25 protein-coding genes are annotated in these 25351 nt (G+C 62.3%); 14 read left to right on the forward strand and 11 right to left on the reverse strand.

Going from position 1 to position 25351, the window contains the following annotated elements; genetic code table 11:
• From Y708_RS26400 to Y708_RS26410, 4 genes are all read right to left on the reverse strand, one after another.
• Positions 1 to 1371: glycoside hydrolase family 13 protein (locus tag Y708_RS26400; protein WP_035776878.1), on the reverse strand; the 1371-nt coding region annotated here is incomplete at its 3' end.
• 47 nt (positions 1372 to 1418) lie between these two features.
• Positions 1419 to 2309, reverse strand: a complete 891-nt coding sequence (locus Y708_RS26405) for a carbohydrate ABC transporter permease (protein WP_035776879.1) — start codon at positions 2307 to 2309, stop codon at positions 1419 to 1421.
• Positions 2309 to 3238 (reverse strand): ABC transporter permease subunit, encoded by a 930-nt coding sequence (locus tag Y708_RS0119080; RefSeq protein WP_028281154.1) that lies wholly within the window; start codon positions 3236 to 3238, stop codon positions 2309 to 2311. Before Y708_RS0119080 ends, Y708_RS26405 begins: the two co-directional genes overlap by 1 nt.
• 14 nt (positions 3239 to 3252) lie before the next feature.
• Positions 3253 to 4566: an ABC transporter substrate-binding protein gene (locus tag Y708_RS26410; RefSeq protein WP_081747021.1), complete on the reverse strand. Its 1314-nt coding sequence runs from the start codon at positions 4564 to 4566 to the stop codon at positions 3253 to 3255.
• Between the two features lie 109 nt (positions 4567 to 4675).
• Between Y708_RS26410 and Y708_RS26415 the strand changes: the two genes are divergently transcribed.
• A complete protein-coding gene (locus Y708_RS26415; RefSeq protein ID WP_155853950.1) occupies positions 4676 to 5941 on the forward strand; it encodes an ROK family transcriptional regulator in 1266 nt (421 codons plus the stop codon).
• A 35-nt stretch (positions 5942 to 5976) separates the two neighbouring features.
• Here the strand turns inward: Y708_RS26415 and Y708_RS26420 are convergent, their stop codons facing one another.
• Positions 5977 to 7035 (reverse strand): glycerophosphodiester phosphodiesterase family protein, encoded by a 1059-nt coding sequence (locus Y708_RS26420; protein WP_035776880.1) that lies wholly within the window; start codon positions 7033 to 7035, stop codon positions 5977 to 5979.
• A 136-nt stretch (positions 7036 to 7171) separates the two neighbouring features.
• Between Y708_RS26420 and Y708_RS0119100 the strand changes: the two genes are divergently transcribed.
• Positions 7172 to 7909, forward strand: coding sequence for a mycothiol-dependent nitroreductase Rv2466c family protein (locus Y708_RS0119100; RefSeq protein ID WP_028281155.1), 738 nt, complete (start codon positions 7172 to 7174; stop codon positions 7907 to 7909).
• Between the two features lie 27 nt (positions 7910 to 7936).
• On the opposite strand, the gene Y708_RS26425 is transcribed toward Y708_RS0119100, so the two are convergent.
• The 3 genes from Y708_RS26425 to Y708_RS0119115 all read right to left on the reverse strand — a co-directional run bounded on the left by Y708_RS26425 (position 7937) and on the right by Y708_RS0119115 (position 10135).
• Positions 7937 to 8383 carry an alpha/beta hydrolase gene (locus Y708_RS26425; protein ID WP_253905888.1) on the reverse strand — a complete coding sequence of 149 codons (447 nt, stop codon included), beginning with the start codon at positions 8381 to 8383 and terminating at the stop codon, positions 7937 to 7939.
• A 199-nt stretch (positions 8384 to 8582) separates the two neighbouring features.
• A complete protein-coding gene (locus Y708_RS0119110; protein ID WP_028281156.1) occupies positions 8583 to 9551 on the reverse strand; it encodes a ring-cleaving dioxygenase in 969 nt (322 codons plus the stop codon).
• A gap of 35 nt (positions 9552 to 9586) precedes the next feature.
• Positions 9587 to 10135, reverse strand: a complete 549-nt coding sequence (locus tag Y708_RS0119115) for a YceI family protein (protein WP_028281157.1) — start codon at positions 10133 to 10135, stop codon at positions 9587 to 9589.
• Between the two features lie 148 nt (positions 10136 to 10283).
• Between Y708_RS0119115 and Y708_RS0119120 the strand changes: the two genes are divergently transcribed.
• From Y708_RS0119120 to Y708_RS0119140, 5 genes are all read left to right on the forward strand, one after another.
• Positions 10284 to 11357 (forward strand): maleylacetate reductase, encoded by a 1074-nt coding sequence (locus Y708_RS0119120; RefSeq protein ID WP_028281158.1) that lies wholly within the window; start codon positions 10284 to 10286, stop codon positions 11355 to 11357.
• Positions 11358 to 11558: 201 nt separating this feature from the next.
• Positions 11559 to 12422 (forward strand): LLM class flavin-dependent oxidoreductase, encoded by an 864-nt coding sequence (locus Y708_RS26430; RefSeq protein ID WP_035776883.1) that lies wholly within the window; start codon positions 11559 to 11561, stop codon positions 12420 to 12422.
• Positions 12423 to 12850: 428 nt separating this feature from the next.
• Positions 12851 to 14545 (forward strand): sodium:solute symporter family protein, encoded by a 1695-nt coding sequence (locus Y708_RS26435; RefSeq protein ID WP_051479205.1) that lies wholly within the window; start codon positions 12851 to 12853, stop codon positions 14543 to 14545.
• 10 nt (positions 14546 to 14555) lie between these two features.
• Entirely contained in the window at positions 14556 to 14687 is a 132-nt protein-coding gene (locus tag Y708_RS30540) for a putative transporter small subunit (protein WP_028281159.1), read from the forward strand.
• An 85-nt stretch (positions 14688 to 14772) separates the two neighbouring features.
• A complete protein-coding gene (locus tag Y708_RS0119140) occupies positions 14773 to 15948 on the forward strand; it encodes an MFS transporter (RefSeq protein ID WP_343212995.1) in 1176 nt (391 codons plus the stop codon).
• A 4-nt stretch (positions 15949 to 15952) separates the two neighbouring features.
• Here the strand turns inward: Y708_RS0119140 and Y708_RS26440 are convergent, their stop codons facing one another.
• The 3 genes from Y708_RS26440 to Y708_RS0119155 all read right to left on the reverse strand — a co-directional run bounded on the left by Y708_RS26440 (position 15953) and on the right by Y708_RS0119155 (position 19030).
• Positions 15953 to 16729, reverse strand: a complete 777-nt coding sequence (locus Y708_RS26440) for an IclR family transcriptional regulator (RefSeq protein WP_051479188.1) — start codon at positions 16727 to 16729, stop codon at positions 15953 to 15955.
• 70 nt (positions 16730 to 16799) lie between these two features.
• Entirely contained in the window at positions 16800 to 18134 is a 1335-nt protein-coding gene (locus tag Y708_RS0119150; protein WP_035776884.1) for an MmgE/PrpD family protein, read from the reverse strand.
• Between the two features lie 41 nt (positions 18135 to 18175).
• Positions 18176 to 19030, reverse strand: coding sequence for a nitrilase-related carbon-nitrogen hydrolase (locus tag Y708_RS0119155; protein ID WP_051479189.1), 855 nt, complete (start codon positions 19028 to 19030; stop codon positions 18176 to 18178).
• A gap of 276 nt (positions 19031 to 19306) precedes the next feature.
• On the opposite strand from Y708_RS0119155, the gene Y708_RS0119160 reads away from it, so the two are divergent.
• The 7 genes from Y708_RS0119160 to Y708_RS26455 all read left to right on the forward strand — a co-directional run.
• The gene (locus Y708_RS0119160; protein ID WP_028281163.1) at positions 19307 to 20140 is read left to right on the forward strand and encodes a DUF6282 family protein; all 834 of its coding nucleotides are present in this window, start codon (positions 19307 to 19309) and stop codon (positions 20138 to 20140) included.
• A gap of 46 nt (positions 20141 to 20186) precedes the next feature.
• The gene (locus Y708_RS0119165) at positions 20187 to 20831 is read left to right on the forward strand and encodes an ABC transporter permease (protein ID WP_028281164.1); all 645 of its coding nucleotides are present in this window, start codon (positions 20187 to 20189) and stop codon (positions 20829 to 20831) included.
• Positions 20828 to 22030, forward strand: coding sequence for a betaine/proline/choline family ABC transporter ATP-binding protein (locus tag Y708_RS26445; RefSeq protein ID WP_051479190.1), 1203 nt, complete (start codon positions 20828 to 20830; stop codon positions 22028 to 22030). Before Y708_RS0119165 ends, Y708_RS26445 begins: the two co-directional genes overlap by 4 nt.
• The gene (locus Y708_RS0119175) at positions 22027 to 22809 is read left to right on the forward strand and encodes an ABC transporter permease (RefSeq protein WP_028281165.1); all 783 of its coding nucleotides are present in this window, start codon (positions 22027 to 22029) and stop codon (positions 22807 to 22809) included. The genes Y708_RS26445 and Y708_RS0119175 overlap by 4 nt, the downstream gene beginning before the upstream one ends.
• 28 nt (positions 22810 to 22837) lie before the next feature.
• Positions 22838 to 23776, forward strand: a complete 939-nt coding sequence (locus Y708_RS0119180) for an ABC transporter substrate-binding protein (protein WP_028281166.1) — start codon at positions 22838 to 22840, stop codon at positions 23774 to 23776.
• Between the two features lie 58 nt (positions 23777 to 23834).
• Entirely contained in the window at positions 23835 to 24755 is a 921-nt protein-coding gene (locus tag Y708_RS26450; RefSeq protein WP_051479191.1) for an alpha/beta hydrolase, read from the forward strand.
• A gap of 222 nt (positions 24756 to 24977) precedes the next feature.
• A partial coding sequence (locus Y708_RS26455) for an alpha/beta fold hydrolase (RefSeq protein WP_253905890.1) occupies positions 24978 to 25351 on the forward strand: 374 nt, incomplete at its 3' end.

Raw genomic sequence — 25351 nt, forward strand, 5'->3', positions numbered from 1 at the left:
CCACTGCGGCTGCGGCAGGTGTGAACCGCCGTCGCCGAAGCCGAAGGATGAACCGGACCGGGTCCACGGCAGCGGCACCCTGCAACCGTCACGGCCAATTTCCACACCGGCGTTGCGGAAAAAGGTGGGGTCCTGACGGTCTGCATCCGGAATCTCCGCAACTTCAAGCAGCCCCAGCTCCTCTCCCTGGTACAGGTAGGCGCTGCCGGGAAGCGCAAAGGAGAGCAGGCTGACCGCACGGGACCGGCGGGCGCCAAGGTCGTGGTCCTCAATCGGATTGGTGCCTCCGGTGAGCAGCCAGTCCTTGCCCTCGCCGCCGTCGGGCAGTCCATAGCGGGTCGCGTGCCGGACGACGTCGTGATTGGAGAAAACCCACGTCGTCGAAGCGCCGGACTCGGCGGCAAGCGAAAGATTGTCCCGGATGATAGTGCGGAACTCCGCGGGGTCCCATGAGGCCTTCAGCAGGTCGAAGTTGAAGGCCTGCCCCAAACTTTCAGCGTGTGCGTACCGCACCCGGCGTTCCGCCGGCACCCACGCCTCGGCAACCGCGGTCAGCGGCGGCGAGTAGCTGTTGAAGAGGCTGCGCCACTCCGCGTAGATCTCGTGCACTTCATCGCGGTCAAAGAGCGGGTGGTCCCCCACCGGGAACGCCCCCTCCTCCTTCAGCTCGGCGTGGCTGGGCAGCGGCTCCGGGAGATGCTTGGCGAGGGCGTGCGCGACGTCGATGCGGAACCCGTCCACCCCGCGGTCTCCCCAGAATTTCAGGGTTTGCAGGAAGTCCTCCCGCACCTCCGGGTTGGACCAGTTCCAGTCCGGCTGCTCGCTCGCGAAAAGGTGCAGGTACCACTGTCCGTCGGGAACGCGCGTCCATGCGGGACCGCCAAAGATCGACTCCCAGTCCGCGGGCGGCAAGGCACCATCGGTGCCCTGCCCGTCCCGAAAGATGTACCGTTCCCGTTCGGGTGAGCCAGGTCCGGCGGCCAACGCGGCCTGGAACCATTCGTGGCGGTCCGAGCTGTGGTTCGGCACAATGTCGACGATGAGCTTGATCCCGGCGCCGTGCAGTGCGTCAACCATCCGATTGAACTGCTCAAGCGTTCCGATCCGCGGGTCGACGTCGCGGTAGTCGTCAACGTCGTACCCGCCGTCCGCGAGCGCGGACGGGTAGAAAGGACTCAGCCAGACGGCGTCGATACCCAGGGAGATGAGGTAATCGATCCGGGAGATGATCCCTTCCAGGTCACCCATCCCGTCGCCGTTGCCATCGGCAAAGCTGCGCGGGTAGATCTGGTAGACAGCGGCCTGACGCCACCAGTCGGCGTCGTTGTGGATGTTGCGGGGAGCCCGGTCGAGGCTCGGAGCGGAAGACATAAAAGAAACGTACCTCTCGATGTGTTATTTGTTGGTTTGGGTTTTGGTCAGGCTTTAACGGATCCGCGCATAACGCCGGAAAGAACCCAGCGCTGGGCGATGATGTAGACAATGAGCGTTGGTGCGAGGGCCATCAGGTAGGAGGAGAACGCCAGGTTGTAGTTGGTGTTGAACTCGCCCTGGAAGAGGCTTTGGACCACGGGGAGGGTCTGCAGCGTCGGATCGGCGATCAGAAGCTGGGGCAGCAGGAAGTCATTCCACGACGCGAGGAAGGCGAAAATACCCACGGTCGCGTTCATCGGGGCGAGCAGCGGGAAGATGATGCGCCAGAACACCTGCCAAGTGGTTGCCCCGTCCATTCGTGCGGATTCCTCCAGCTCGATCGGAATGGACCGGATGAAGGCAATGAACAACAACGAGTTGAACGAGATGCCGCCGACAATGTGCACAATTGCCACACCCAGCGGGTTATCGAGCCCCAGGACTGCGGTCTGCTTCACCAGCGGCAGAATCACCACGGTGAAGGGGATGAACAGCCCCGCGAGGATGTAGACGTAGGTGATCTTGAACAGGCGGTGCTGCCAGTTCCGGACAATCGCGTACGCCACCATTGACCCGGAAACCAGGGCACCGGCCACGCTGATCACGGTGATAAACGCCGTCGACAGCAGCGCGTCACCGAACCCGACGGTGACCCACGCATCAACGAAGTTCTGCAGCCGCATGGGGCTGGGAAGCTCAAGCCCGGTGCCAATGCCGGTTTGTTCCGGGGTTTTCAGTGCCATTACCACGGTGAAGTAGAGCGGGATGAGGATGGTCAGGGAGGCCACGAGCATGATGATCGTCGCTGACCAGTTGACCTTATAACTCTCCTTCGCCTCGGAGCGCCACCACGGACGTTTGGCCCCGGGCTTTACGGGTGCTGTTGTTGTTGCCATTACAGGGAAACCTCCTTGCGCTGGAGGAGGCGCAGTTGGACGAGCGAGATGACTACCGTGATGATGAAGAAGACGACGGCGTTGGCCATCTGGTAGGCATAGTCACCACCGGTGAACCCACCGACGATGCGCATGGTGATGGACTGCGTCGCTGTGCCCGGCCCGCCGCCGGTAAGGGCGACAATGATCTCATAGGCGCCAAGGTAGCCCTTGAATCCCAGGATGATGTTGATGACCACATACCCGATGATCAGCGGGAACGTGATGCTGCGGAACGTGCGCCACCCACCGGCGCCGTCCAGATCCGCGGCTTCATACACATCAGTTGGGATGGCCTGCAGACCTGCCAGGTAGATAATGGTTGCGCCGGGGATCGCCTGCCATGCGGTCACCCCGACAATTGCCAGCCATGCAAGGTCCTCATTAATCAGGACACTGGATGAGAGGGATGTGAGTCCCAGTTCGCCGGCGAGCAGCGGCACCGTGTTCGACAACAGGTAGTTGAACACGTAGGCCACGATCAGGCCTGAGAGCACCAGCGGGATGAAGAACACCGTGCGGATAGGGGTGCGCCACTTGATTTTGGCGTTTAGACCAACGGCGATGGCCAACGCGAGGATGTTCACCACAATGACTGTCGCGACTGCGAACATGAGGGTGAAACCATAGCTCTGCAGGATCGCCGGATCGTTCAGCATCGCCAGGTAGTTGCTGAATCCGACAAAGTCCCACGAGCCGTAGCCGGCATAGTTGGTGGAGCTGAGGAAGATACCGATGGCGGCCGGGAGCACAATGAAGAGGGTGAACAGTGCGACGGCGGGGATCAGCATGTAGAGATAGGTCTTGTCGACCGGCCTTGAACGGCGTTCGCTTTGCAGCTGAGCTGGCTTCTTGACCGGCGGCGCAGCCTTGACTGAAGTGGATGTCATCTGGGATGTCCTGTCTACTCGGCCCCGCGGGCTGCATTGCGTTCTGCCACTCGGCGCCACTCGGCGTCAAGGGTGGCGTAGAGCGCGTCTGCAGTGCCGCCAAGGACATAAGTCTGAAGGTGGTTCGGAACCGGTATTGACGGCGGCGGGTAGGTGGATGCGCCCTGGTAATACCGTCCGGTGGTGACGTATTCATTGAGGCCCTCGATCCGCTCATCGTCCTGCGGTGGGGCGTCCTTGAGAGTGGAAAATGCGGCGTTGTCGGAGTTGTAACCGTTGATGATTTCGGGCTGGAACAGCCACTCGACAAACTGCCGTGCTTCCTCCGGGTGTGAAGCGCCCGCCGGGATCGAGAGGGCGAGGTCAACGTTGACCCGGACCCGGGTGTCCTCCGGATCGTCCGTCATTGCCAGCGGGAAGCTGCCCACCGACACATCGGGGTTAGCCTTTTCGATTTCTGACAATGCCCACGGGCCTTGCAGGTACATTGCCGCTTCGCCGTTGGCGAAGGCTACGTTCCCGTCGGGGTACCCCCGCGACGCGGCGCCCTCCTGGGAATGCTCCATGATGAAGTTCATCGGGTCGGTCATGACGTCGAACGTGTTACTGAACGTGACGTCACTGTCGGCGCTGTAGTCCCCGCCCTCCTCCTGCAGTTCAGCGAAGAACCCGGAGACGTCAAGTAATCCGCCGGCTGTGTAGTCGAACATTCCCTGTGCTACGGTCCATGGTTCCTTGTAGGTGCCGTAGATCGGGGTGATTCCGGCTGCTTCGAACTCCTCGCAGGCTGCAACAAATTCCTCCCAGGTGGTGGGTACTTCAACGCCCGCCTCCTGGAAAATGTCTTTGTTGTAGATGACACCGGCTGCGGTCAGCGAGTACGGCAATGCCGGTGTTCCCCCGCCGGTCGGCTCTCCCCACTCGGCGACTAGTTCCTGGGCTGCCGGGTCAATCTGCGCCGCAACATCCAGGTCAGACAGATCCTCGAAAACGTCTTTGCGAGCAAAGTCGCCCGAGGCGTAGTTCCAGCCGCGGGTGGTGACATCGGGTGGCGAGTCACGCACCAGGGAGGGGACAAAACCGCCCTCGTTGTTGTCCTGGATGACGTTGATGTTGGGGTGTTCTGCCTCAAATTGAGTGATGAGCTTGTCGAAGTAGCCGATCACCTCGCGCTTATTCTGAACAAAGCGGATGGTCACGCCCTCGCTTCCCGGGCTGGCGCAACCCGCCAGTACGCCGCCAAAGACCATCAGCACTCCGGTAAGGGCCGCCGTCGTACGCAGTTTCCGGGCGCCGCCCGTGCGTAAGCGGGAATCTGTCCAAGCCATGCAAGCTCCTTTGCTTGTACTCTCAATCAATTATATTTAGGACATAGATTTATGTCTTCACTTATATTGAAGGAGAAAGACAGGTGAGTCAAGAGTGTTAACTGGATTGGTGAACAGCAAAGAACCCCGCGCCGGGACTCAACCCGCCGGCGCCTCGTCAACGAACATGCTTCGCAGATCCAACGCGCGGCTGATTCTGGACGCGATCTGGCGTGTACCTTCGCTGGAAACCATCACGGCAAACGAACTCATGGCATCCACCTCCCTCACCAGGGCAACGGTCCTCGGAGTATGTGATGACCTGATTCGCGACGGCTGGATTGACGAGACGGCAGGCCAGCAGGCAACGGGCAAGGGTCGCCCGGCGCGCAGGTTCACCCTGCGGGATAACGCCGGTTACGTGATCGGCATTGACGCCGGGTACAACAACATCTCCAGTGTGGTTTCAAACCTGAGGGGTGAGGTTATGGGGCGGGGCTCCCATCCGCTTGTTGTTTCCATCGAGGATATTGATCCGGCGCCGCGCACTGCAGCACTCAAGAGCGCCATCGATTCCGCACTCACTGAAGGCGGCGTGGACCCCGCACAGGTGCTGGTGGTGTGCTTTGGCATCCCCGCGCCGGTGAGCAGGTGCGGCACCATCCCCACGGGAAATCAGTTCTGGCAGGCAATGGACATCGACCAGGCCGCCGTCCTTGAACAACACCGGAATTGGATTTCCTTCATCGAGAATGACGCCAACCTTGCGGCGCTGGCCGAACGGCACAACGGTGCGGTGGATCCCAACGGCAGCTTTGTGGTGCTCCTTGCGGGTGAGCGATTCGGTGCGGGCGTAGTGGAAGACGGCCATCTTCTGCATGGATCACTCGGCGGCGGCGGCGAAATGCACTACCTGGAATTTGTTGACGGCGTGGGCGGCCCTGAGGCTATCGCGCCGCTGGCCCGGCTCTGGGCCAGCGAAGCCCTGGCCGCGGGACGCACATCCGTCCTGGCAGAGCACCGTTCCAGCGGCGAAGGTCCTTCCGCCGAAGCGGTGTTTGCCGCCGCGGAAGCCGGGGACGCGCTGTCCGTGGAAATTGTGGAGCGTCTCGCCGAACGGCTGTCGAGGGTGATCGCAACCATAGCGTCCCTCCTCAACCCGGAAACCGTTGTGATTGGCGGTGCCGTTGCGCCGTCCATCGCCCGGCTCGCTGAGCAGATCGAAGCAAAGGTCGGCGTAATGTCGCATTTCCCGCCGCAGGTCATTGCGTCGCCGCTCGCCGGAGACATTGTGCTCATGGGTGCCGTCAACGCCGCAATTGCACGCGTTGTGCGGCATGCGCTGGACATCGAGTTGCATGGCCGGCAGCCAACGGCGCCAGTTCCGGCGACCTGAACACCTTTGTGGTGGTCACGGTGAACATACACGTCTCAGTTCCGCGAACGCGATCCCGACTCAAAGAACTGCTTCGGCAGCTTCAACCCGCGCTCAGCCATCACGTCCCGCAGCCGGTCCGGACGATCTGTGATCAGTCCGTCGATTTCCAGGTCCATCAGGTAACGCATAGTGTCCGGATCATCCACGGTCCACGGGATAACCTCCATACCGGCGCGGTGCGCATCCTCGACCATTTTCGCCGTCACGTAGGGCACATAGCCCGCATCACCGATTGCCCCGCCCTGCGGGTTTCCATGCACCGGCGAAATCGCCTCAACACCCAGCTCGTCGGCGAGCGCCACCAAATCGCCGTCGTAATCATCAGCGTCCAGCCCGCCCAGCCAGGGCGAGGCACCCGGCTGTCCCACCTGCAGGAAATCGCCGTTGGTCAAGGCCACGCGGGCCAGCCCGGGCGCAAGCTCTTCGACAAGCTCCAGCGCACCCCAGTCGAAGCTCTGGACGCTGACCTGGCGCCCCATCCTGTATTCCTCGATTTCCTCCAGAACGGCGGAAACAAATTCCTCGCGGGGGGCAGTCTGTTCAGGCGCGCCAGCCTCGATCTTGGCTTCGATGTTCAGCTTCACGGTGTTTGCGCGGTATCGCTCGACCAGGGCAAACACGTCGGCCAGCTCAATCATCGGACCGGTGGACACCTGCTGCTCCGGAAACTGCGGCAGCTGCGCGAATCCGCATTCCACCGTCTGCACCTGTGCGAGCGTGAGGTTGGTGATGAACTTCCCCACGTACGGGAACTCGGGATCATTGGGCGCCGCGGGCGCCGTGTCGCGGCACTTGCCCGCGCTGATCTGCCGGTCGTGCGTGACGACGACGGCGCCGTCGTCCGTCACCTGCGTGTCCAGTTCCAGAGTGGTCACACCGAGCTCCAACGCGGTACTGAAGGAAGCGAGCGTGCTCTCCGTGTAGAGGCCGGTCCCGCCGCGGTGGGCCTGGAGGTCAAACCGGTCCTCCGGCCGCTCCGCCTGGGCGGGCGCGGCAGCAAGTGTGGCCGCTGCAAGGGCCAGCGCGGTAATGACGGGAATTCGCAGACGCATGTGAACAGATCCTTTGCTGAGGTGCGGTGGCCACTCAACGCTAGGGGTCTCCGGTGGCGCTGAAGCCACCTGCAGTCAAATACCGGGTGAACAACAGCGGGATGGGATACGGTGTCGGGAAGACGATGGGAGAACTATGAGTCACGCCAACATCAACTTCTACTTCGATCCCACCTGCCCGTTCGCCTGGATGACCAGCAAATGGGTTCGGATGGTCACGGAGGAGCGCAATTACGACGTCGAGTGGCGCTTCATCTCGCTGCGGCTCCTCAACGCTTCGGTGGACTACAGCACCCACTTTCCGGAGGGTTACGAGGCCGGACACACCTCCGGGCTGCGCTTGCTCCGGGTCGCTGCTCGCGCCCGCGCCGAGCATGGGTCCGGTGCTGTGGATGCGCTGTATGCCCGCCTCGGAGCCCACATTTTCGATTCAGCACCGGACGACGGCGAGCAGATCGGCCCGGATGGGCTGCACCGCCGCGGCACCCGCGCCTTCGTTGAGCCGATCCTTGCCGAAGCCGGCCTGCCGTCGTCGTTGGCGGATGCGCTCGACGATGAGTCCTTCGACGCGCAGATCCAGGCCGAGACGGATGAGGCACTGTCCCTGACCGGCAAGGATGTCGGGACGCCGATCATCCATTTTGAACCGCCTGCCGGAGTCGCCTTCTTCGGCCCGGTCATCAGCCGTCTCCCCGCTCGCGGGGAGGCCGGCGAACTGTGGGACCACGTAGTGGCCCTGGCCCGGTTCCCCGGATTCGCGGAGCTGAAGCGCAGCCTCCGCGAGCGGCCGCAGTTGCGCAGTTTTGGCATCAGCGACGAGGAGACCGGGCTGGAAGAGGACTGGCACGGCGGGAGCCGGAAGACCAAGAAGTAGGCACCCGGGGTATCGCCATCCCCTCGTTCAGGAGTTGTTGGCCAGCCACATCCGGGCGGCGTCCAGGTCCACAGGACCGATACCGTGCCCACCCGGACGCAGCACCTGCTCCGCGGCTGCTCCGTGCCGTTCCAATACGGCCACGAGTTCGTTGACGCTCGACAGCGGTGCCATGGGGTCTGCATCCCCGTTGACGGCCAGGATCCGGCTGGCGGACAGATCCGCTGCGCTGTCCCGCTGCCCCAGCGGGTACATTCCGGAGAACGCGACAACCCGGTCAAGAGCATCGGGATGCAGCATGGCGGTGGCCAGGGCGATGTTGGCGCCGTTGGAGAACCCCACGGCAACCAGTGTCCGGTCCCCGATGCCGTAGTGATCGCGTGCCGCACCGATGAAGGCCGCCAGTTGCCCTGAACGGGCGATGACGTCGTCGACGTCGAACACTCCCTCGGCGAGGCGCCGGAACCAACGCAATGCCGCCTTCCTGGACCCTTCCGCGGGGGGACAGAATCCCGGCATCCGGGGCCAGTTCGCCGCCCAATGCGGCGATGTCGTGTTCGTTGCTTCCAGTACCGTGCAGCATCAACAGCACGGGCGCGTCCTCACGGCCGGGTGTGTACAAGTGCGGCCAGTCGGTCACCTCGGTATTAGCTGCCATCAGCTGCCTTTCCTATTACCCCGCCAGGGCGGGGTTATTCTCACCCGGAAGCTGGATGCGGGCAATCGAACCCGCGATTGCCTCACGGGATGGTTCCAGCCACGGCGGAAGCTTCAGGGAGCGGCCCAGTTCCAGCAGCGGTTCGTCGATGTCAAAGCCGGGAGTGTCCGTAGCGATCTCGAACAGGACGCCGCCGGGCTCGCGGAAGTAGATGGAGGTGAAGTATTGCCGATCGAGTATCTCCGTCACGGCAAAACCCCGTTGGACCAAATCCTGCCGCCACAACTCCTGCGTGGCCGTATCTGGAACCCGGAAGGCGATGTGGTGCACGGTGCCGCCGGCAACCAACCCGGACGGCCCTCTTGGGTCAGCGACGACGTCCACAATATTGCCGGCGCCTCCCGCCCCTGCCTCCACACGGGTCCGGTCAGCGGTTTCACTGATGACCCGCAGGCCGAGGTCCTCGGTCAGCACCCTGAGAGTACGCTCCGGATCAGCGACGGTCAGCACGGACGAGTGCTGGCCGCGGACCGCATGCTCGGCCGGGACCGATGCGGAGTCCCACGGGTCGCGGGGGTCGGAGGTCGAAGACGCCACCAGATCGAGCTGCAGCCCATCTGGATCCCGAAGCGAAAGGCGCTCTTCATCCGGGGACACGCGCGTGATATTCGAGTCCCCGCCGAGCAGCTTGAAGTGGTCCTGCCACCAGCCGAGTGATCCTTCGGGCACCGAGAAGGCCGTAGTGGTGGACTGTCCCGACCCGATCCGTCCCGGCGCCACCTTGCCCCACGGGAAGAAGGTCATCAGCGAACCCGGCCGTCCGGCGTCGTCACCGTAGTACAGGTGGTAGGAGGACGGGCTGTCGAAGTTGACGGTTTTCTTCACGAGCCGGAGCCCGAGTCCCTTGATGTAGAAGTCGATGTTGGCCTGCGGGTCACCGGCAATCGCGGTGACGTGGTGCAGACCGGACGTGTGCGCGGTCATGGTGTTCCCTCCGGTTGGTTGGTGTGCTTTTGCAGTTAGCTTGCGGCGAGCACGAAGGCGCCGTCAACATTAATGGTGACCTTGTCGCCGACGAGGACGCCACCGGCTTCGAGTGCGGCATTCCAGGTGATGCCGAACTGCTTGCGGGAGATGACGGTGGTGGCGGAGAAGCCCGCGCGGGTAGCGCCGAAGGGATCAACGGCAGCGCCGCCGAACTCGACGTCGAACTCGACCGGGAGAGTGGTGTCCTTGATGGTGAGGTCGCCGGCGAGCTTGAACTGCTCGGCGGATCCCTGGGTGCCTGAAGAACGGAAAACCATCCGGGGGAACTGCTCAACGTCGAAGAAGTCCGGGCTCTTCACGTGGGCGTCCCGGTTGTCATCGTTTGAGTCGAAGGACGCGGTGTTCACGGTCGCGTTGACCGAGGACGTGCCCAGCGCATCCCCGATGATCAAAGTGGCGTCGGCATCGGCATCGGTGAACTGTCCGCGCACCTTGCTGATGCCCGCATGGCGGACGGTAAACCCGATTTCGGTGTGGGACAGATCGAGGTTCCAGGTGCCGGGGATGAGGTCAACTGACATTTGGTTTCTCCTAAGAAGTAATGCCGGCGGGAACCGTTCCCACCTTTAGATGCATATACATGTACTTTGATAGCTTTTACTTGAAATGTCAAGTGATAATGATGACGCCGCTTCAGCCCAGCGCGTCATACTGAGTGGGGAGGCACGGATGAGCCTGAACTTTGAACACACAACTCTGGGCCAGCGGGTGCTGTTCGGCGCCGGCAAGGCCGGCGCCTTTTTGGCGGCCGAAGTGGCCAGGCTTGGCGCACGGCGAGCCATGGTCATTTCCTCCGCATCGGAGGCCCTGCGGCTCAAGGACGTCACGGCGCAGATCGACGTCACACTGCATTACGACGACGTCGCCCCGCACGTGCCGGTGGAAAGGGCCGAAAAAGCCCGCGCCGCCGCCGTCGCGCATGGAATCGACCTGCTCGTGTGCGCAGGAGGCGGCAGTGCGACCGGCCTGGCCAAAGCCGTCGCTCTGACCCTGCGACTGCCGATTATCGCGATTCCCACCACCTATGCCGGTTCTGAAGCGACCAACATGTGGGGCCTGACGGAGGCATCACGGAAGACGACGGGTATCGACAATGCCGTCCTGCCCGTCGCCGTCGTCTACGACGCCGAACTCTCTGTCGGCCTGCCGATGGAACTGTCAATTGCATCCGGGCTCAACGCTCTTGCCCACGGTGTGGATTCCATGTGGGGTCCGCGGGCGGACCCGATCAACGCAGCACTCGCGGCCGAGGGAATCCGGGCCCTGAACCGCGCCCTGCCCGCAATTAAGACCAACCCAGAGGACCTGGCCGGACGCGAACAGGCACTGTATGGCGCCTATTTGGCGGCCGTGGCGTTCGCCTCCGCCGGCTCCGGAATGCATCACAAAATTTGCCACACCCTGGGCGGGGCATACAACCTACCGCACGCCCAAACACACGCCGCCGTCCTGCCGCACGTTCTGGCCTTCAAGGGGCCCTTCGCCCCCGAGGCCGAGGCCCGTATCGCCGCCGCCTTCAACTCGACCAGCGCAGTTGAGGGGCTCAGTAGCCTGCGCGAAACCCTGGAAGCACCCCCTGCGCTGAAAGACTACGGCTTCGCCGAAACGGACATTCCCGATGCCGTCGACCTGATTCTGCCAACCATTCCGGATACAAACCCCCGCACCGTCAACGGGGAAGATCTCGAGAGGCTGTTGCGCGCCATCCACAGCGGCGCCACAACAGGATCCAACCCCGAGTAACCCCACCGCGCGCCCGGTCGCGTGACTCCCAAGACGCAGCAGCTTTTGGCGACTGCCCTTGCCGACGGCGTCGGTTGGGTCTGCGTGAGAGTTTCCATGTCCGGTACTACTCCTGGATATGGATGAAGTCTGCGCCATCGCTACGGATCCCGACGGTTGCCTCTGTGTGAATGCTCCACGGCTGAGGCGTCCCAGGCAGGAATGCGCCCGCGTGCCGCTCCGTTCCCCCTGCTAGCCGCCATCGCGGCCCGCACCACCCGGATCGAGCTTGGGACCGGCGTCATAGACATGCGCTACGAGAACCCGCTGTATATGGCCGAGGAAGCCGCGGCGACCGACCTGATCAGCGGCGGCCGACTCCAGCTAGGCATCAGCCGTGGCTCGCCCGAACCCGCTCTCGACGGCGCCGCCACCTTTGGCTACGTTCCAGCCGACGGTGAAGACTCCGCAGACATGGCCCGCCGGCACACCGAGCTCTTCCGGTACGCCATCAGCGGCGCCGGAATAGCCGAAGCCAATCCCCGCCAGGCCGCTGGCATGCTCCCCGTCCAGCCCCACTCCCCCGGCCTCAGCGAGCGCATCTGGTGGGGTGCAGGCACCAGGAAAACAGCCGTATGGGCTGCAGAGCAGGGCATGAACCTGATGAGCTCCACCCTGTTGACAGAGGACACGGGTGTACCTTTCGATGAGCTGCAAGCCGAGCAGATTCAGATGTTCCGCGAGGCCTGGGCCGCGGCCGGTCATGACTTTGAGCCACGGATCTCAGTAAGCCGCAGCGTCATCCCGCTGGGCGATGACCAGGACCGGCAATACTTCGCCCTGAGCGCTCTCCGCGAGACCCGCGACCAGGTGGGCGTGCTGGACGGCGCGATGTCCCGCTTCGGCAAGGGCTACATCGGTGAACCCGACATAATCGCTTCGGCGCTGGCTAACGACGCCGCCGTCCAGGCCGCGGACACGCTGATGGTCACTGTCCCCAACCAATTGGGCGTCGACTACAACGCGAAGCTGCTGGAAAACATCGCCGCGCATGTTGCACCGGTAATCGGTTGGGTGCGTCGGTAACCGGTGAATCCTGCAAGGCGGCTCTTGCTGGGTCTCAAGCGGGCGTGGCTCATCCCGGTACCCCACCACCGCCCCAGGTTCAAAAGCCGAACCATGCTAGCCTGACAACACCGAAGGATGCTTGCCGTGAGTAACCATTTTGCGCCCCCGTGCGGGCGCAGGACGGTGAAGATTGCAGCATCCCGGGTCTCGTACCAGGTGGGAATCACCTTTTTGATCGGCGGCCGGCAGACTCCGCCGCCGATGTGCCGCGTTGCGCGGCGCGACCATGCGCTTGTGGCATGGTCTGCGGGATCGACGTGTTTGGGCCCGATAGCGGGGCCAGTTTCCGCGCCTGAAAATGCATGGGGCGGGGCGCTCCGTTGGAGGCCTGCACGGTTGACTATGCCGAGTTGCAAGCGCTGCTCGATGTGACGGAAGGGAACTGTGTGCCTAACGACGCCGAACTGTTTCAACTGAGCGGATGGACGGTGGTCCTGCTCCTTATCCTCGTGTACGGCGGCACCCTGCTTGTGTCCGCTTACATCGGAAAAAAGAAGGAAAACGCGGACGGGTACATGACCGCGGGAAACAAGGTTGGCTTTGGAATCTCCGCGGCCAGCATGACCGCAACGTGGATCTGGGCGTCATCAATGTACGCCTCCGCCACCGCTGGATACACCTACGGCATCTCAGGACCCATCCACTACGGTCTCTGGGGAGCGTTGATGATCCTCTTCATCTACCCGTTCGGCAAGCGGATCCGCGCAGTGGCACCCAAGGCACACACGCTGGCAGAAGTGATGCACGCCCGCCACGGCCGCTCCAGCCAACTGATGCTCGCCGGCTCCAACATCGTGGGCAGTGTTATCAGCCTGACGTCCAACTTTATTGCAGGCGGCGCCCTCGTTGCGCTTCTCTCGCCATTCAGCTTCGGACAGGGCGTTCTCGCCGTCGCCGTGGGTGTTCTCCTCTACACCCTGTGGTCCGGATTCCGGGCCTCGGTATTGACGGACTTTGCACAGGTCGTCGCGATGCTGGGCGCCGTCGTCGTCATTATTCCTGTGGTGTTCTTTGCCGCCGGCGGTCCGGACATGTTCATCCAGGGTGCGGATAATCTGACCCCCGAGCAGTCCAACTTCTTCTCCAGCGAGGCGTTCCTGAATCAGGGCGCACCGTACATCGCGGCTGTACTGGCCTACGCGATCGGCAACCAGACCATTGCGCAGCGGCTCTTCGCGGTGCGCGAGGACCTGATCAAGAAAACCTTTGTGACCGCCACAATCGGATACGGTGCCACCGTAATCGGCATTGGCCTGCTCGGTGTGATGGCCCTGTACCTGGGGATGGCGCCGGCCGGCGGAGACGTGAACAACCTGATCCCGCAGATGGCATCAACCTTCCTCGGACCGGTTCTCCTGTGCCTTTTCTTCGTCATGATTCTTGGGGCGCTGTCTTCCACCGCGGATTCGGATCTGTCGGCGCTCTCCTCGATCATGATGGCGGACGTCTATGGGAAAAATGTCGCGAAAAAGGCCAATCCGAAAACCATGCTTCTGGTCGGCCGGATCACCATGATCGTAGCCACCGCAGCGGCACTGATTTTCGCGAGCCAGCAAATGGACATCCTCGATCTGCTGGTCTTTGTCGGAGCACTTTGGGGTGCCCTGGTGTTCCCTGTCATCGCCAGTTTCTACTGGGGAAAGGTGACCAACAAGGCGTTTACAACCTCGGTCATTGTGGCCCTGGCCGTCTTCATTCCAGTCCGGTTTTCCTGGTTTCCGATGGACGGCGTCACCGGAATACTGTTCGACATCCTGTCGGTCGCCGGAATCGGCATTGTCCTCGGCCTGATGGCCTTCGGGTTCTTCGGACTGAAACCGGCCAAGATCATCGGCTCCATTGCCGCCCTGGCCTCGGCCCCGTTCGTGATCGGTTTTTTGCACGACTACACCGTGCTGACCGGGTCCCTGGTGGCCTACGCGGTCAGCACCATCATCTGCTACCTGATGTCCGTCAGGAGTAAACAGGACTTTGACTTCGCGCTGATCAAGCAGCGCATCGGGGACTACGATCCACAGGACGACGACGGCACCCACCCGGATGAAGACCTCGACAGCTCAGCCGTACCAACCCGAAAGTAGGGAAAGCATTATGGAAACGTTTCTTCTCACTGTGTATGTACTGATGTGGCCGGTCATTGTCGCCGGCGTCCTCTGGACGGTCTGCAGGGGTTTCTTCAAGGACTGGGCGGAGTCCCGGAAGGCGGGCCGGAGCATTATTTAGGGGCGGCTGCACAACCATAAAGTGGACCGATCCGGCGTCGTCGGGCCTGCGGCCAGTAGGCTCTTCCTGTGACGAGGCACTGTCTGTGACGCTGGGAAGGCAGGACCGCCCATGGGGTGGGCTCGCCGCTTTGTGCGTTGCTCAAACCACAAGTTGGGGCTTGCTTTATTACTCCCTGCCCGTGGCTGTGGTGCCAATTGAGCAGGACACCGGTTGGAGCGCATCCGCCATCACCGCCGCATTCTCGGCCGGTTTGATTGTCTCGGCGATTGCCGGGATCTGGGTGGGCCGCCAGCTTGACCGGCGCGGGCCCCGTCTGTTGATGGTCACCGGAAGCCTCATCGGCGTTGCAGCACTTGTGCTGGTTGCAACCGCTCCGAACCTGCCGGTGTTTGTGCTGGCCTGGCTCGTGGCTGGCCTGGCACAGGCTGCGGTCTTTTACCAGCCTGCGTTTGTGGTGATCACCAAATGGTACGGACCTGCGAGGGTCAGGGCGCTGACTACCTTGACGCTGACGGCCGGGTTTGCGTCCACCATCTACGCGCCGGTTACTGCACTGCTTATCGAGGGCGCAGGGTGGCGATCCGCGTATCTGATCCTCGCCGGGATTCTCGCAGCGGTCACTATCCCGCTGCACTGGTTTTTCCTCAACGCTCATTGGTCGCGGACTGCCACGCCGCAATCCCGGGACGGAGTTACCCAGGAGATTCGCGGGATAACCCGCAACAGGCGGTTCGTCCTGCTCCAGGCAGCCATGGCCATGGCCACGCTCGCCCTTTTTGCAGTGACCTTCAACGTCATTCCGCTGCTCCTTGCACGCGGGTTCGACTACCGGACGGCCGTGATCACATTCAGCCTCATTGGTGTGGGCCAGGTGCTTGGGCGGCTTGCCTACAGCGTACTTCCGAGCCGGTCCGCGCCCGTGCGCCACACGGTCATCCTTCTCGCGGCCGGCGCCGGTTGTCTGTGGCTGCTTGGCTTCCTGCCCGGACCGGCACTTCTTTTGATCGTTGTGACTGTTCTCGCCGGAGCGGTCCGGGGCTGCAATACACTTCTGCAGGCCACCGCAGTCGCGGACCGGTGGGGAACCAAAAACTTTGGCGCGGTCCAGGGCGTGTTTGTCGCACCCGCGACCGCCGTCGGCGCGCTGGCTCCGGCTGCCGGGCCCTTCCTCGCGGGAATCCTGGGCGGCTACCCGGCCATGACGCTGGCGATGGCCGCCGTGGCCACGATTGGCGCGCTGGCCGCAGCGCGCTCATGATGCTCTAAGCCGAGGTGACCGCCGTCGTCGTCGGATCCGCTTGTCGAAGGCTCGCCGCCGCCGCCAGGAGGTGCGTGCCAAAGATGTGGATATGCTCCTCAATGCGCAGCGCCGGGCCGGAAACGTTCAGGGCGGCGATGATCCGCCCCGAGAAATCGCGCACTGGTGTACCGATGCCAATGATTTCCGGGTCGAAGATGCGGTTGGCGATTGTGTACTGACGCTGCCGCGACCGCTTGATCTCCTCAAGGAAAGCAGCGGCCTGTCGCTTGGTGCTGTTCGGGTCCGAGGCCCGGGCGATCTCGAGGATCTGCTCGTCGTCATGCTCCAGCAAGAGCGCCATGCCGCTGGAACTCCTACCCACCGGAATGGTCCGTCCCACCCATCCCTGGGTCTCGATCGAGCGCCGCGAACTTTCGGACCGCACCGTCAGCACCTCGCCGTCGCTGAGGACGGTCAGATGGCTGCGCTCGCGGACGTTGTCGGTGAGCCGACGCATGACGGGCCCGGCCTTCTTTGCCAGATGCTGGTCACCGGCGCGCGACGCCAACGCGTACAGCCGCCAGCTCAGTTCAAAGCAACCGGTGGGATCCCGTGAAACCAGCCCCGACTCCAGCAGGCTTTTCAGTTGGCGGGAGATGATTGACTTGTCACGGCCCAACGCCCTGGAGACTTCCGAAACCGTCATCCCATGAGGATGCAGCGCAGCATCCGCGGTGCCGAGCACCTCCAGCAGCGCCATGATCTTTGCTGCACCGCTCTGTTTACTGCCCGCGTTCATAACGAGAACTCTAGAAGACTAGTGGTGAAATTTGCAACGAGAAAGTGCAAACTGCGCAACATAGAGCAGCCTAGCTACGACTCGACGGCAGAGGGGGCATGACGAGTGTCATCAGATCACGCAAAGTATTCTTCTGGCTGGACCATATGATGTCCACGATTCCGCTGCTTCGTTCAGGACCGAGCGCTTGAGTGTTGTGGCGGAATTTTTCAAGAAGGGTTTCGTCGCTCAGGGGTGACTCGGGATCACCGTCGGCCAGCGTGTCACCCGAGGTGAAGGAACGGCCGTCCTTCAGCGTGATGCTTACATCGGCCAAACGAACGGCCGGAAACCGCTCTGTCATTCGCGGCGATGACAGCAACCTTATTCTTTGTGCGAGGCTGAGCGAATCGGCTTCAGCAGCGGGGTCCAGGATGTTCTCGGGACCCAACGTCCCATGAACAAGCGCGGCGGCGAGCGTGAAAGGGAGGCTGTATTGCGCCTGCTCCGTCGAGGTGGGAGCCGCCGTGTGAAGCCGCGCTGCGGCGTCGAACGTGTTCACCTCGACGTCGTCAATCTGATCCGCGGATATTCGGTGTCTTGCCATCAGAGACAAGCCTGCTTGTATGGCCGGGTGCGCCCACCTGCACACTGGGTAGGGCTTGAAGTACTGCTCCATGATCCGCCAGCGCTCACCGAGATCACTGGTTTCACGACCGACCGTCAACAACTCGGCAGGTGCGCCCGTGAAGCCGTCAACAGCGAGATAGGCAGCGGCCACACCCGCCTGAGCGCCCCACGCTGAGCTGTCTTTAACCATGGTGGGATGACTGATCGCCCGCATCATGGGGCCCCGGGGTGCGGAGTACTCGGCGATTCCGAGCGCATGCCACGTCTCTTCAGGCCCGAGCCCAAGCGTACGGGCACCCGCAGCGGCAGCTCCGATCGCGTTCCAGGATCCCGAGCTGTGATAGTCCGCAGCCGTTCGATGAAGGGCTATTCCTGCGCGTAGTGACACCTCATACCCAACAATGAGTGTGGTGAGAAGGTCATCGATAGTCCACTTGTCCGATTCGTCCATGAAGGCCAGCGCGGCCGGGAGGACAGTCACACCGGCGTGACCTTTCACCAGACGGTGGCCGTCATGGCCATCCATCGAATCGATGGTGCCTGCATTTGCCAGCGCGGCCTGGGCGGCACCTACTCGTCGACCGTCGAAAAGCAGACGGGAGGCTTGAGCTGATTCGCCCGCCTGACGGTAAGCGTGGTTTCGGACTATTTCCGACAACCGTGTGGGAGTTCCAGCGGCCGCGACCCCAACCAGGTCAATGAGGCATCTGCGCGCCTGATGCAACACATCAGCCGGAATGTCACGGTGACTGACTCCGTGAATGAACTCTGTGACATCGTCATAACTGTGCCTCATAAATATCCAATCGTTGCGTCTGGAAGGGCGGACAAACAGAGCTAGGCCTCCTCTGCCGCCAGCCTGGATGCTTCCCTCGCGATGAGATCGGCCCGGGACTCCTGCAGCAGCGGCCACTGCCGGCGCAGCGTGCGCAACTCCCCAAGATCCAGTTCGGCATCGAGTTGCCCGGGCTCTGATCCCAATTGCCCAAGGACCTCTCCGGAGGGGTGGATGACGCGCGATCCACCCCAGAAGTCCCGCTGATTTTCCTCGCCGCACCGGTTCACGAACACTACGAAGGACTGCAGGACAACAGCCGCGTGAAGCAGCAGGATCTCCCAGGCGCGCTCCGTGGGAATTCCGACGTGGCTGGTTGCACTGTTGACCGGCACAACAAGCACTTCCGCGCCGCTGTGTGCAGCAAGCCATGGGATTGCCGGCTGCCACGCGTCATTGCAGATAAGCACCGACAACCGCGTATTCAGAAGGTCCTCGCAGTGGAGCTGTCCACCTGGTCGGAAGTGTTTACGTTCCTCCCACCCCTTGTACGTGGGGAGGTACATCTTGCGCTGAATACGGGAGTCACCGTTGGTCAACAAAGCCGCGCTGTTGAAGGTGTGGTGGCGGAAAGCCTCCGCGAATCCGACCACCGCGGCCGGACCGTGCCGTCCGAGACCCAGCAGCCGTTCATCATTCGGCTGGAGCGGCATCGCATCAGGCACTTCACTGAGGTGATATCCATGCGTCGAAAGTTCCGGCGCAACAACCAGGTCCCGATCGGATGCTGATGCGATTTGCGAGTCCAGTCTGCGCAGGTTCCCGTCTACGTCCCCCAGGATGGGATCGGTCTGCAGGAGCCGGACCCGCAGGGTGTCGCCTTGGACGCTCCGGCCGGTGGATTCACTCGTGGACAAATTTCTTCCTATCTTCCAGTGCGAAGTCCCCAGCGCTGACCTTTCGACATCGCCGGTCTTCCTCGGGCATCACTATCCATGCCAGATGCTGTCAAAGCAATGCTGCGGTGCAATTATCGCAACATCATTAATTCCACAGGCAGTCGAAAGTGTTGCAGATTTTGCATCACTATGTTGCGCAGGTCACACTTCACTCCTAGAGTCAGTCGACATGAGCGGGATAGTAACTGAGCAGTGCAGCCCAGATCGAATACTCTGGCGAAAGGTGGCCTGAGCGTGTTCGATGTCCATGTCCACGCCGCGCCGGATGTGATAGACCGCATCGGCTACGACGACCAGATCTGCGCAGAATACGCTGCCGCCGGATTCAGCGGCTTTGTCCTCAAAGGGCACCAGGAATCGACAGTGGGACGGGCGAAGGCGTTGGCACGTGCGTCGGGACTCGACGTCGTCGGCGGCATTGCACTCAACCGGCCGGCCGGCGGTATCAACCCGTCCTCGGTGGCGGCGACACTCCACAGCGGGGGCCGCGTTGTCTGGTTCCCCACGGCCGACGCCCACACCCAGGAGAGCGCGGGCCTGCCCAGGCTGAGCGATCTTCAACCCCGGCTGACCCGTGAAACCCTCTCCACCCCACCCGTGCTCGCAGCCAATGAGCGGCAACTGAAAGACATTGCCCTGGTCCTCGACCTGATTGCGGAGTTCGACGCGGTCCTGTGTACGGGCCATCTCAGCGGCGACGAGTGCCGCTGGCTTTTCGATCAGGCCCAGAGTCGGGGGATCACACGCTTTCTCCTCACCCACCCCTCCTACACGGTTCCGGCGATGAGCGTTACTGAGATCGCCGACCTGGCCGGGCGCGGAGCCTACGTCGAAATCACGGCCTACCAACTCTGGCACCAGCCGGGTATGACCGATGCGCTCCTGGCCGAAGTAGCGCGGGCCGCCGGAGACAAACTGATTCTCGCTTCCGACGCCGGTCAGCCCAACAGCCCGCAGCCTCCACTGGCCCTCAATGAACTCATCGAACAGCTCACCCGCCAGGGCCTCGACCACAGCTGGCTGCAGGCCAGCGCCTCTGACAATCCCAGGGAGCTCGTGCTGACATGACCCATTTGCACCTAACCGCCCGGACACAACCGGGGAGTCGATCTGATTGAACTTCTTCGAATTTCTCGTCAACCGCAGTGATGACATGCTCGAGCTGGGACTGGGCCACGCCGCCGTCGTCGGTGTATCCGTTCTGCTCGCCACCGTTATCGGTGTGGGCCTGGGCATTGCCACCTACCGAAGGCCCCGCCCCCGTGAGGCCGTGCTCGCCGTAGCCGGGACGTTCCTGACAATTCCGTCCTTCGCGCTTTTCATCCTGTTGATCGGACCGCTCGGTCTCGGCGCCATGCCGGTGGTGGTGGCCCTGACCATGTACGGGCTCCTGCCCATCATCCGCAACACCATCACCGGGCTGCGCGAAGTCGATCCGGCCATCGTCGAATCGGCCAGCGGCATGGGAATGAGCCGCACGCAGCAACTGCTGAAGATCGAGCTGCCGCTGGCCTGGCCCGTCATCATCACCGGGATCCGTGTGACCACGCTCGTGCTCCTGGGAATCGCCGCGATCGGCTCCATTGTGCTCGGTCCCGGCTACGGCGAACTGATCTTCACCGGGCTCGCCCGAGTGGGCACCCCGGTGGCGGTCAACCTTGTCCTGGCGGGCGCCCTCGGCATCATCGTTCTCGCCATTGTCTTCGATGTCCTGTTCTACGTCATCCGCAGGCTCACAACCTCCCAAGGAATCCGATGATCAGCTCACCCATTAACAGCCAGCAATCCCGCAAGGTCATGATCCGGCTGGAGAACCTCACCAAACGGTTCCCCGGCCAGAAGCACAACGCCGTCGACGATCTGACACTGGATATTTACGAGGGCGAAATTGTGGTTCTGGTTGGTCCGTCCGGCTGCGGCAAGACCACCACCATGAAGACGATCAACCGGATCATCGAACCCACGTCCGGCCGGATTATTCTCGACGGCGAAGACGTCACCACCGCGGATCCGGACACCCTGCGGCGGCGCATCGGCTACGTCATCCAACAGGTGGGCCTTTTCCCGCACATGACAATCGGCGAGAACATCGCCACCGTCCCGAAGTTGCTCGGCTGGGACAGCAAGCGGGTATCGGCGCGCGTCGATGAACTGCTGGAGATGGTCAATATGTCTCCGGCCGAATACCGTGACCGCTATCCCAAGCAGCTCTCCGGTGGGCAGCGCCAGCGGGTCGGCGTAGCCCGGGCCCTCGGCGCGGATCCCGACGTCATGCTCATGGATGAGCCCTTCGGCGCGATCGATCCCATCACCCGTGACCGGCTGCAGAACGAGTTCCTCCGCCTGCAGTCCGAGGTGCGCAAGACGATTGTCTTCGTCACTCACGACATTGATGAAGCCATCAAGATGGGCGACCGCATTGCCATCCTGCAGGATGCCTCACGCATAGCCCAGTACGACACCCCCGAGCGGATCCTGACCGCACCGGCCAACCAGTTTGTTGCGGACTTCATCGGCAAGGGAGCATCCCTGAAACGGCTGAACCTCAGCCGGGTTGCCGACATCGGGCTGTCCCAGTGGCCCACGGTGCGGGCAGGTACCGATCCGGCCCAGGTCACGGACATTCTGCGCACCAGCGGACATGCTTCAGTGCTGGTCCTCAATGATGCCGGCCATCCCCAACGCTGGGTTGGCCTGGAGGACCTTCAGCAGTCCCCCGGCAAGGCACTCGATGAGATTGGTTTGCCGGCCGAAGCCATTGTCGAACCAAGCGCCACGCTCAGCGATGCACTCAACGAACTGGTCGCAGCCCGGTTCAGCGTAACTATCGTGGTGGATTCCGACGGCGTCTACCACGGAGTGGTGGACATCAACCAGATCAACGAGGCGATCCGCAGTATGCGCAGCGCTGCCCAGGATGATCTCGTGGAAACCTCAACGGGGGTCGACCGTCCATGACCACGCTCGCACGCGATCAGGACCTCGTCGTCCAGACCCCGCCGCGGACGCGCCGCCGGTCCCTGGCCGGCTATCTGGTGATGCCTGCCATCCTGGCTCTGGTGTGTCTGGGAATGTATCTCTATGTCAGCTCGCAGGAGCTGGACAGCATCGAGGCACGTTCGCTCAACGCGGCCTCCCTCGCCACAGCAACGTGGGAACATATCCAGTTGACGGTGGTCTCGACCGTGCTCACCCTCATCATCGCCGTCCCGCTGGGCATCCTCCTCACCCGTCCCTTTACCCGGCGGTTCCGCCCATACATCATCACCCTGCTCACGCTTGGCCAGGCGGTCCCCACTATCGCGGTGCTGGTGCTGCTCGCCGTCGCATTCCTGTTCCTCGGTTTTCAGGCGGCGGTTGTTGGCCTGGTTCTGTACGCCTTCATTCCGGTGCTGCTGAACACCATCGTGGGGCTGGAACAGGTCGATGAATCAGTCCTCGAAGCCGGCCGGGGAATGGGCATCTCAAAGTTCGGTGTGCTGCGCCGGCTGGAACTTCCGCTATCCGTACCCATCATTCTGGCCGGTGTGCGCACGGCACTGGTCATCAATGTCGGAACCGCAACCCTCACCACCTACATCAACGCTGGTGGCCTCGGCGATATCATCGTTGCCGGCCTGTCCACCAACCGCGTCCTGATTCAGATCATCGGTGCCGCGCTGACCGCTGTTCTCGCCCTACTTATCGACTATCTGGCCGGAATCGCCGAAGACTTTTTGCGCCCCAAAGGGCTGTAAGACCATCACAATCACTGGAAGAGGAATCATGAAAAGAACCACCGCCAAGGCAACAACACTTACGGCATTCGGTGCCGGTCTTGTCCTGATGCTCACTGCCTGTGGAGGAGGGGACGACGGCGGTGCGTCCGGTAGCGGAGAGCTCGCCGGTGCGGAACTCGTCGTTGGGTCCAAGGAATTCACCGAGTCCATCCTGCTTGCCCAAATCACCGCGGCCGCTTTGGAGAACGCCGGCGCCACAGTTGAGGACAAAACCGGCATCTCCGGCAGCGCCACCGTCCGCGAAGCCCTGGAAACCGGCGAAGTGGACATGTACTGGGACTACACCGGCACCGGCTGGGTCAACATCCTCGGCAACACCACGGAGGACGTACCCGAGGACCTGTACGCCGCCGTCGTCGAAGGCGATGCCGCCAACGACATCGCCTGGCTGGAGCCGGCGCCCTTCGAGAACACCTACCGTATTGCCGTTCCCACAGCGTTCGCTGAGGAAAACGGACTCACCAACATGAGCGATGCCGCGGCCTATATCCAGGACAACCCAGATGACGGCGCGGTCTGCGCCGCCAGCGAATTCATTAACCGCGACGACGGGCTGCCCGGCCTTGAGGAGGCGTACGGCTTCGAGTTCAGTAGCGTCGTCGAGCTGGACCTGAACCTCATCTACACCCAGATCGGCGAGGAATGCAGTTTCGGCGAGGTGTTCTCCACCGACGCCCGAATTGTCTCCAACGAGCTGACCGTTCTCGAAGATGACCAGGAGTTCTTCGTCGAGTATCAGGGCGCCATGACCCTGCGCCAGGAAACCCTCGACGAGTACCCCGCCATTGCCGAGATCTTGGCTCCGATCAGTGAAGCACTCACCGATGAGACCATCACCGAGCTCAACGGCAGGATCGACAACGACGGCGAGCAGCCCCGCGACGTGGCCGACGAGTGGCTTGAGAGCGAAGGCCTGCTCGGTTAGACAGACCCCTAACTCACTACCCCCCACTCCTCCAGGTATGAAACAGAAGGAAAAAAAAGTGATTGAGAAGGAAACCACGTTCTTCAGTGAAGGAAGCCGGCTGAAGGCAACCCTTTATTACCCCGACGACCTCCCGGCAGCCGGACCTCATCCGGCGCTGATCGTCAACTCCGGCTACCAGGGATTTAACGAGTTCTACCCGAAAATGTTCGCCAAGAATATGACTCAGCGCGGCTACATCTGCCTGGGCTTCGACTACCGCGGGATGGCGGACAGCGAGGGCCAGAAGGGCACAGTCCTCATTGAGCAGCAGGTCGAGGACATCCGCAATGCAGTCACGTTCATGCAGTCCCAGGAGGATGTGGACGATCACCAGATTGGGCTCATTGGCTGGGGAATGGGCGCGGCGAACGTTGTACTGGCCGGTGGAAAAGCACGCAACGTCGCCGGAGTGGCTGCGCTGAACGGCTTTTACGACGGCGAACGCTGGCTGAAATCGATCCACACCTATGACGAGTGGACAAAGATCGTCGACCAGGTTCAGCTGGACCGCACGCAACGGGTTCTCGAAGGAGAATCACAGCTGGCCGACACGTTTGCCCACTACCCGCTGGACCCGGCCACCGAAGACTACGTGGGCAAGGAACTGTCCCAGGTGTATGGTTTCGGGCACCCAACGCGGCTTCAGTTCACCGAGTCCATCATTGACCTGAAGGTGGAGAAGGTGGTCAGGGACCTGGCGCCGTCGCCCTTGTTTATCGGACACGGTTCACGAAATTCGCTGCACCCGTATGATGAGGCGCTGTCACTGTACAAGGCGGCCTCCTCCCCCAAAACCCTGTATACGATTGACGGCCGGCACAACGACTTCATGTACAGCGAACACCCCGAATTCCTGTTGCTGTGCGAGCGTCTGCAGGAATTCTTCGACCAGGCATTCGCCGCAAGTACGTCGCCGTCGCGGAGCGTCTCGGCCTGACACCCTGACTTCAGGGTGTCAGGAGCATGACCTGGGAGGTCCACCGCGCATCGCGCCGCGGTGGACCTCTTTACGCGGGACGACCCGTCCATGTAGGAGGTTCGAGGATGAACATTACCTACCGTGTCTCTTCGCTGTCATCGGCGGCCGCATCGGGGCCGGAAATTGACCGGGTGACCCTCCCCAGACCTCAGCATGCCGCTCAGCCCTAGAATGATGCAGGTGGAGTCTACCGTAGCCGTCGATGGAGCTAGATTGTCATGGACGGTGGAGGGTGCCGGGGAACCGCTTCTCTTGATCGCTGGCCAGGCAACAGGACTTGCTGGGTGGGATCCCGTCATTCCGGAACTGTCCAAAACTTTCCGTGTGATCAGGTTTGACCACCGCGGAATCGCTGCCAGCACCGAGGGCGATCTGGGCCGATATAGCACCAGGGCCTTCGCGGAAGACGCAGCGACAGTACTCGATGCCGCGGGAGCCCCGAAGGCACATGTCTACGGGCACTCCATGGGTGGACGGGTGGCCCAGTGGCTGGCCATCGACCACGCCGATCGGGTGGCGACCCTGGTGCTGGCTGCCACCTCGGCGGGCGGTGC

This window comes from Arthrobacter sp. H5, from assembly GCF_000520595.1.
Classification (GTDB): domain Bacteria; phylum Actinomycetota; class Actinomycetes; order Actinomycetales; family Micrococcaceae; genus Arthrobacter_D.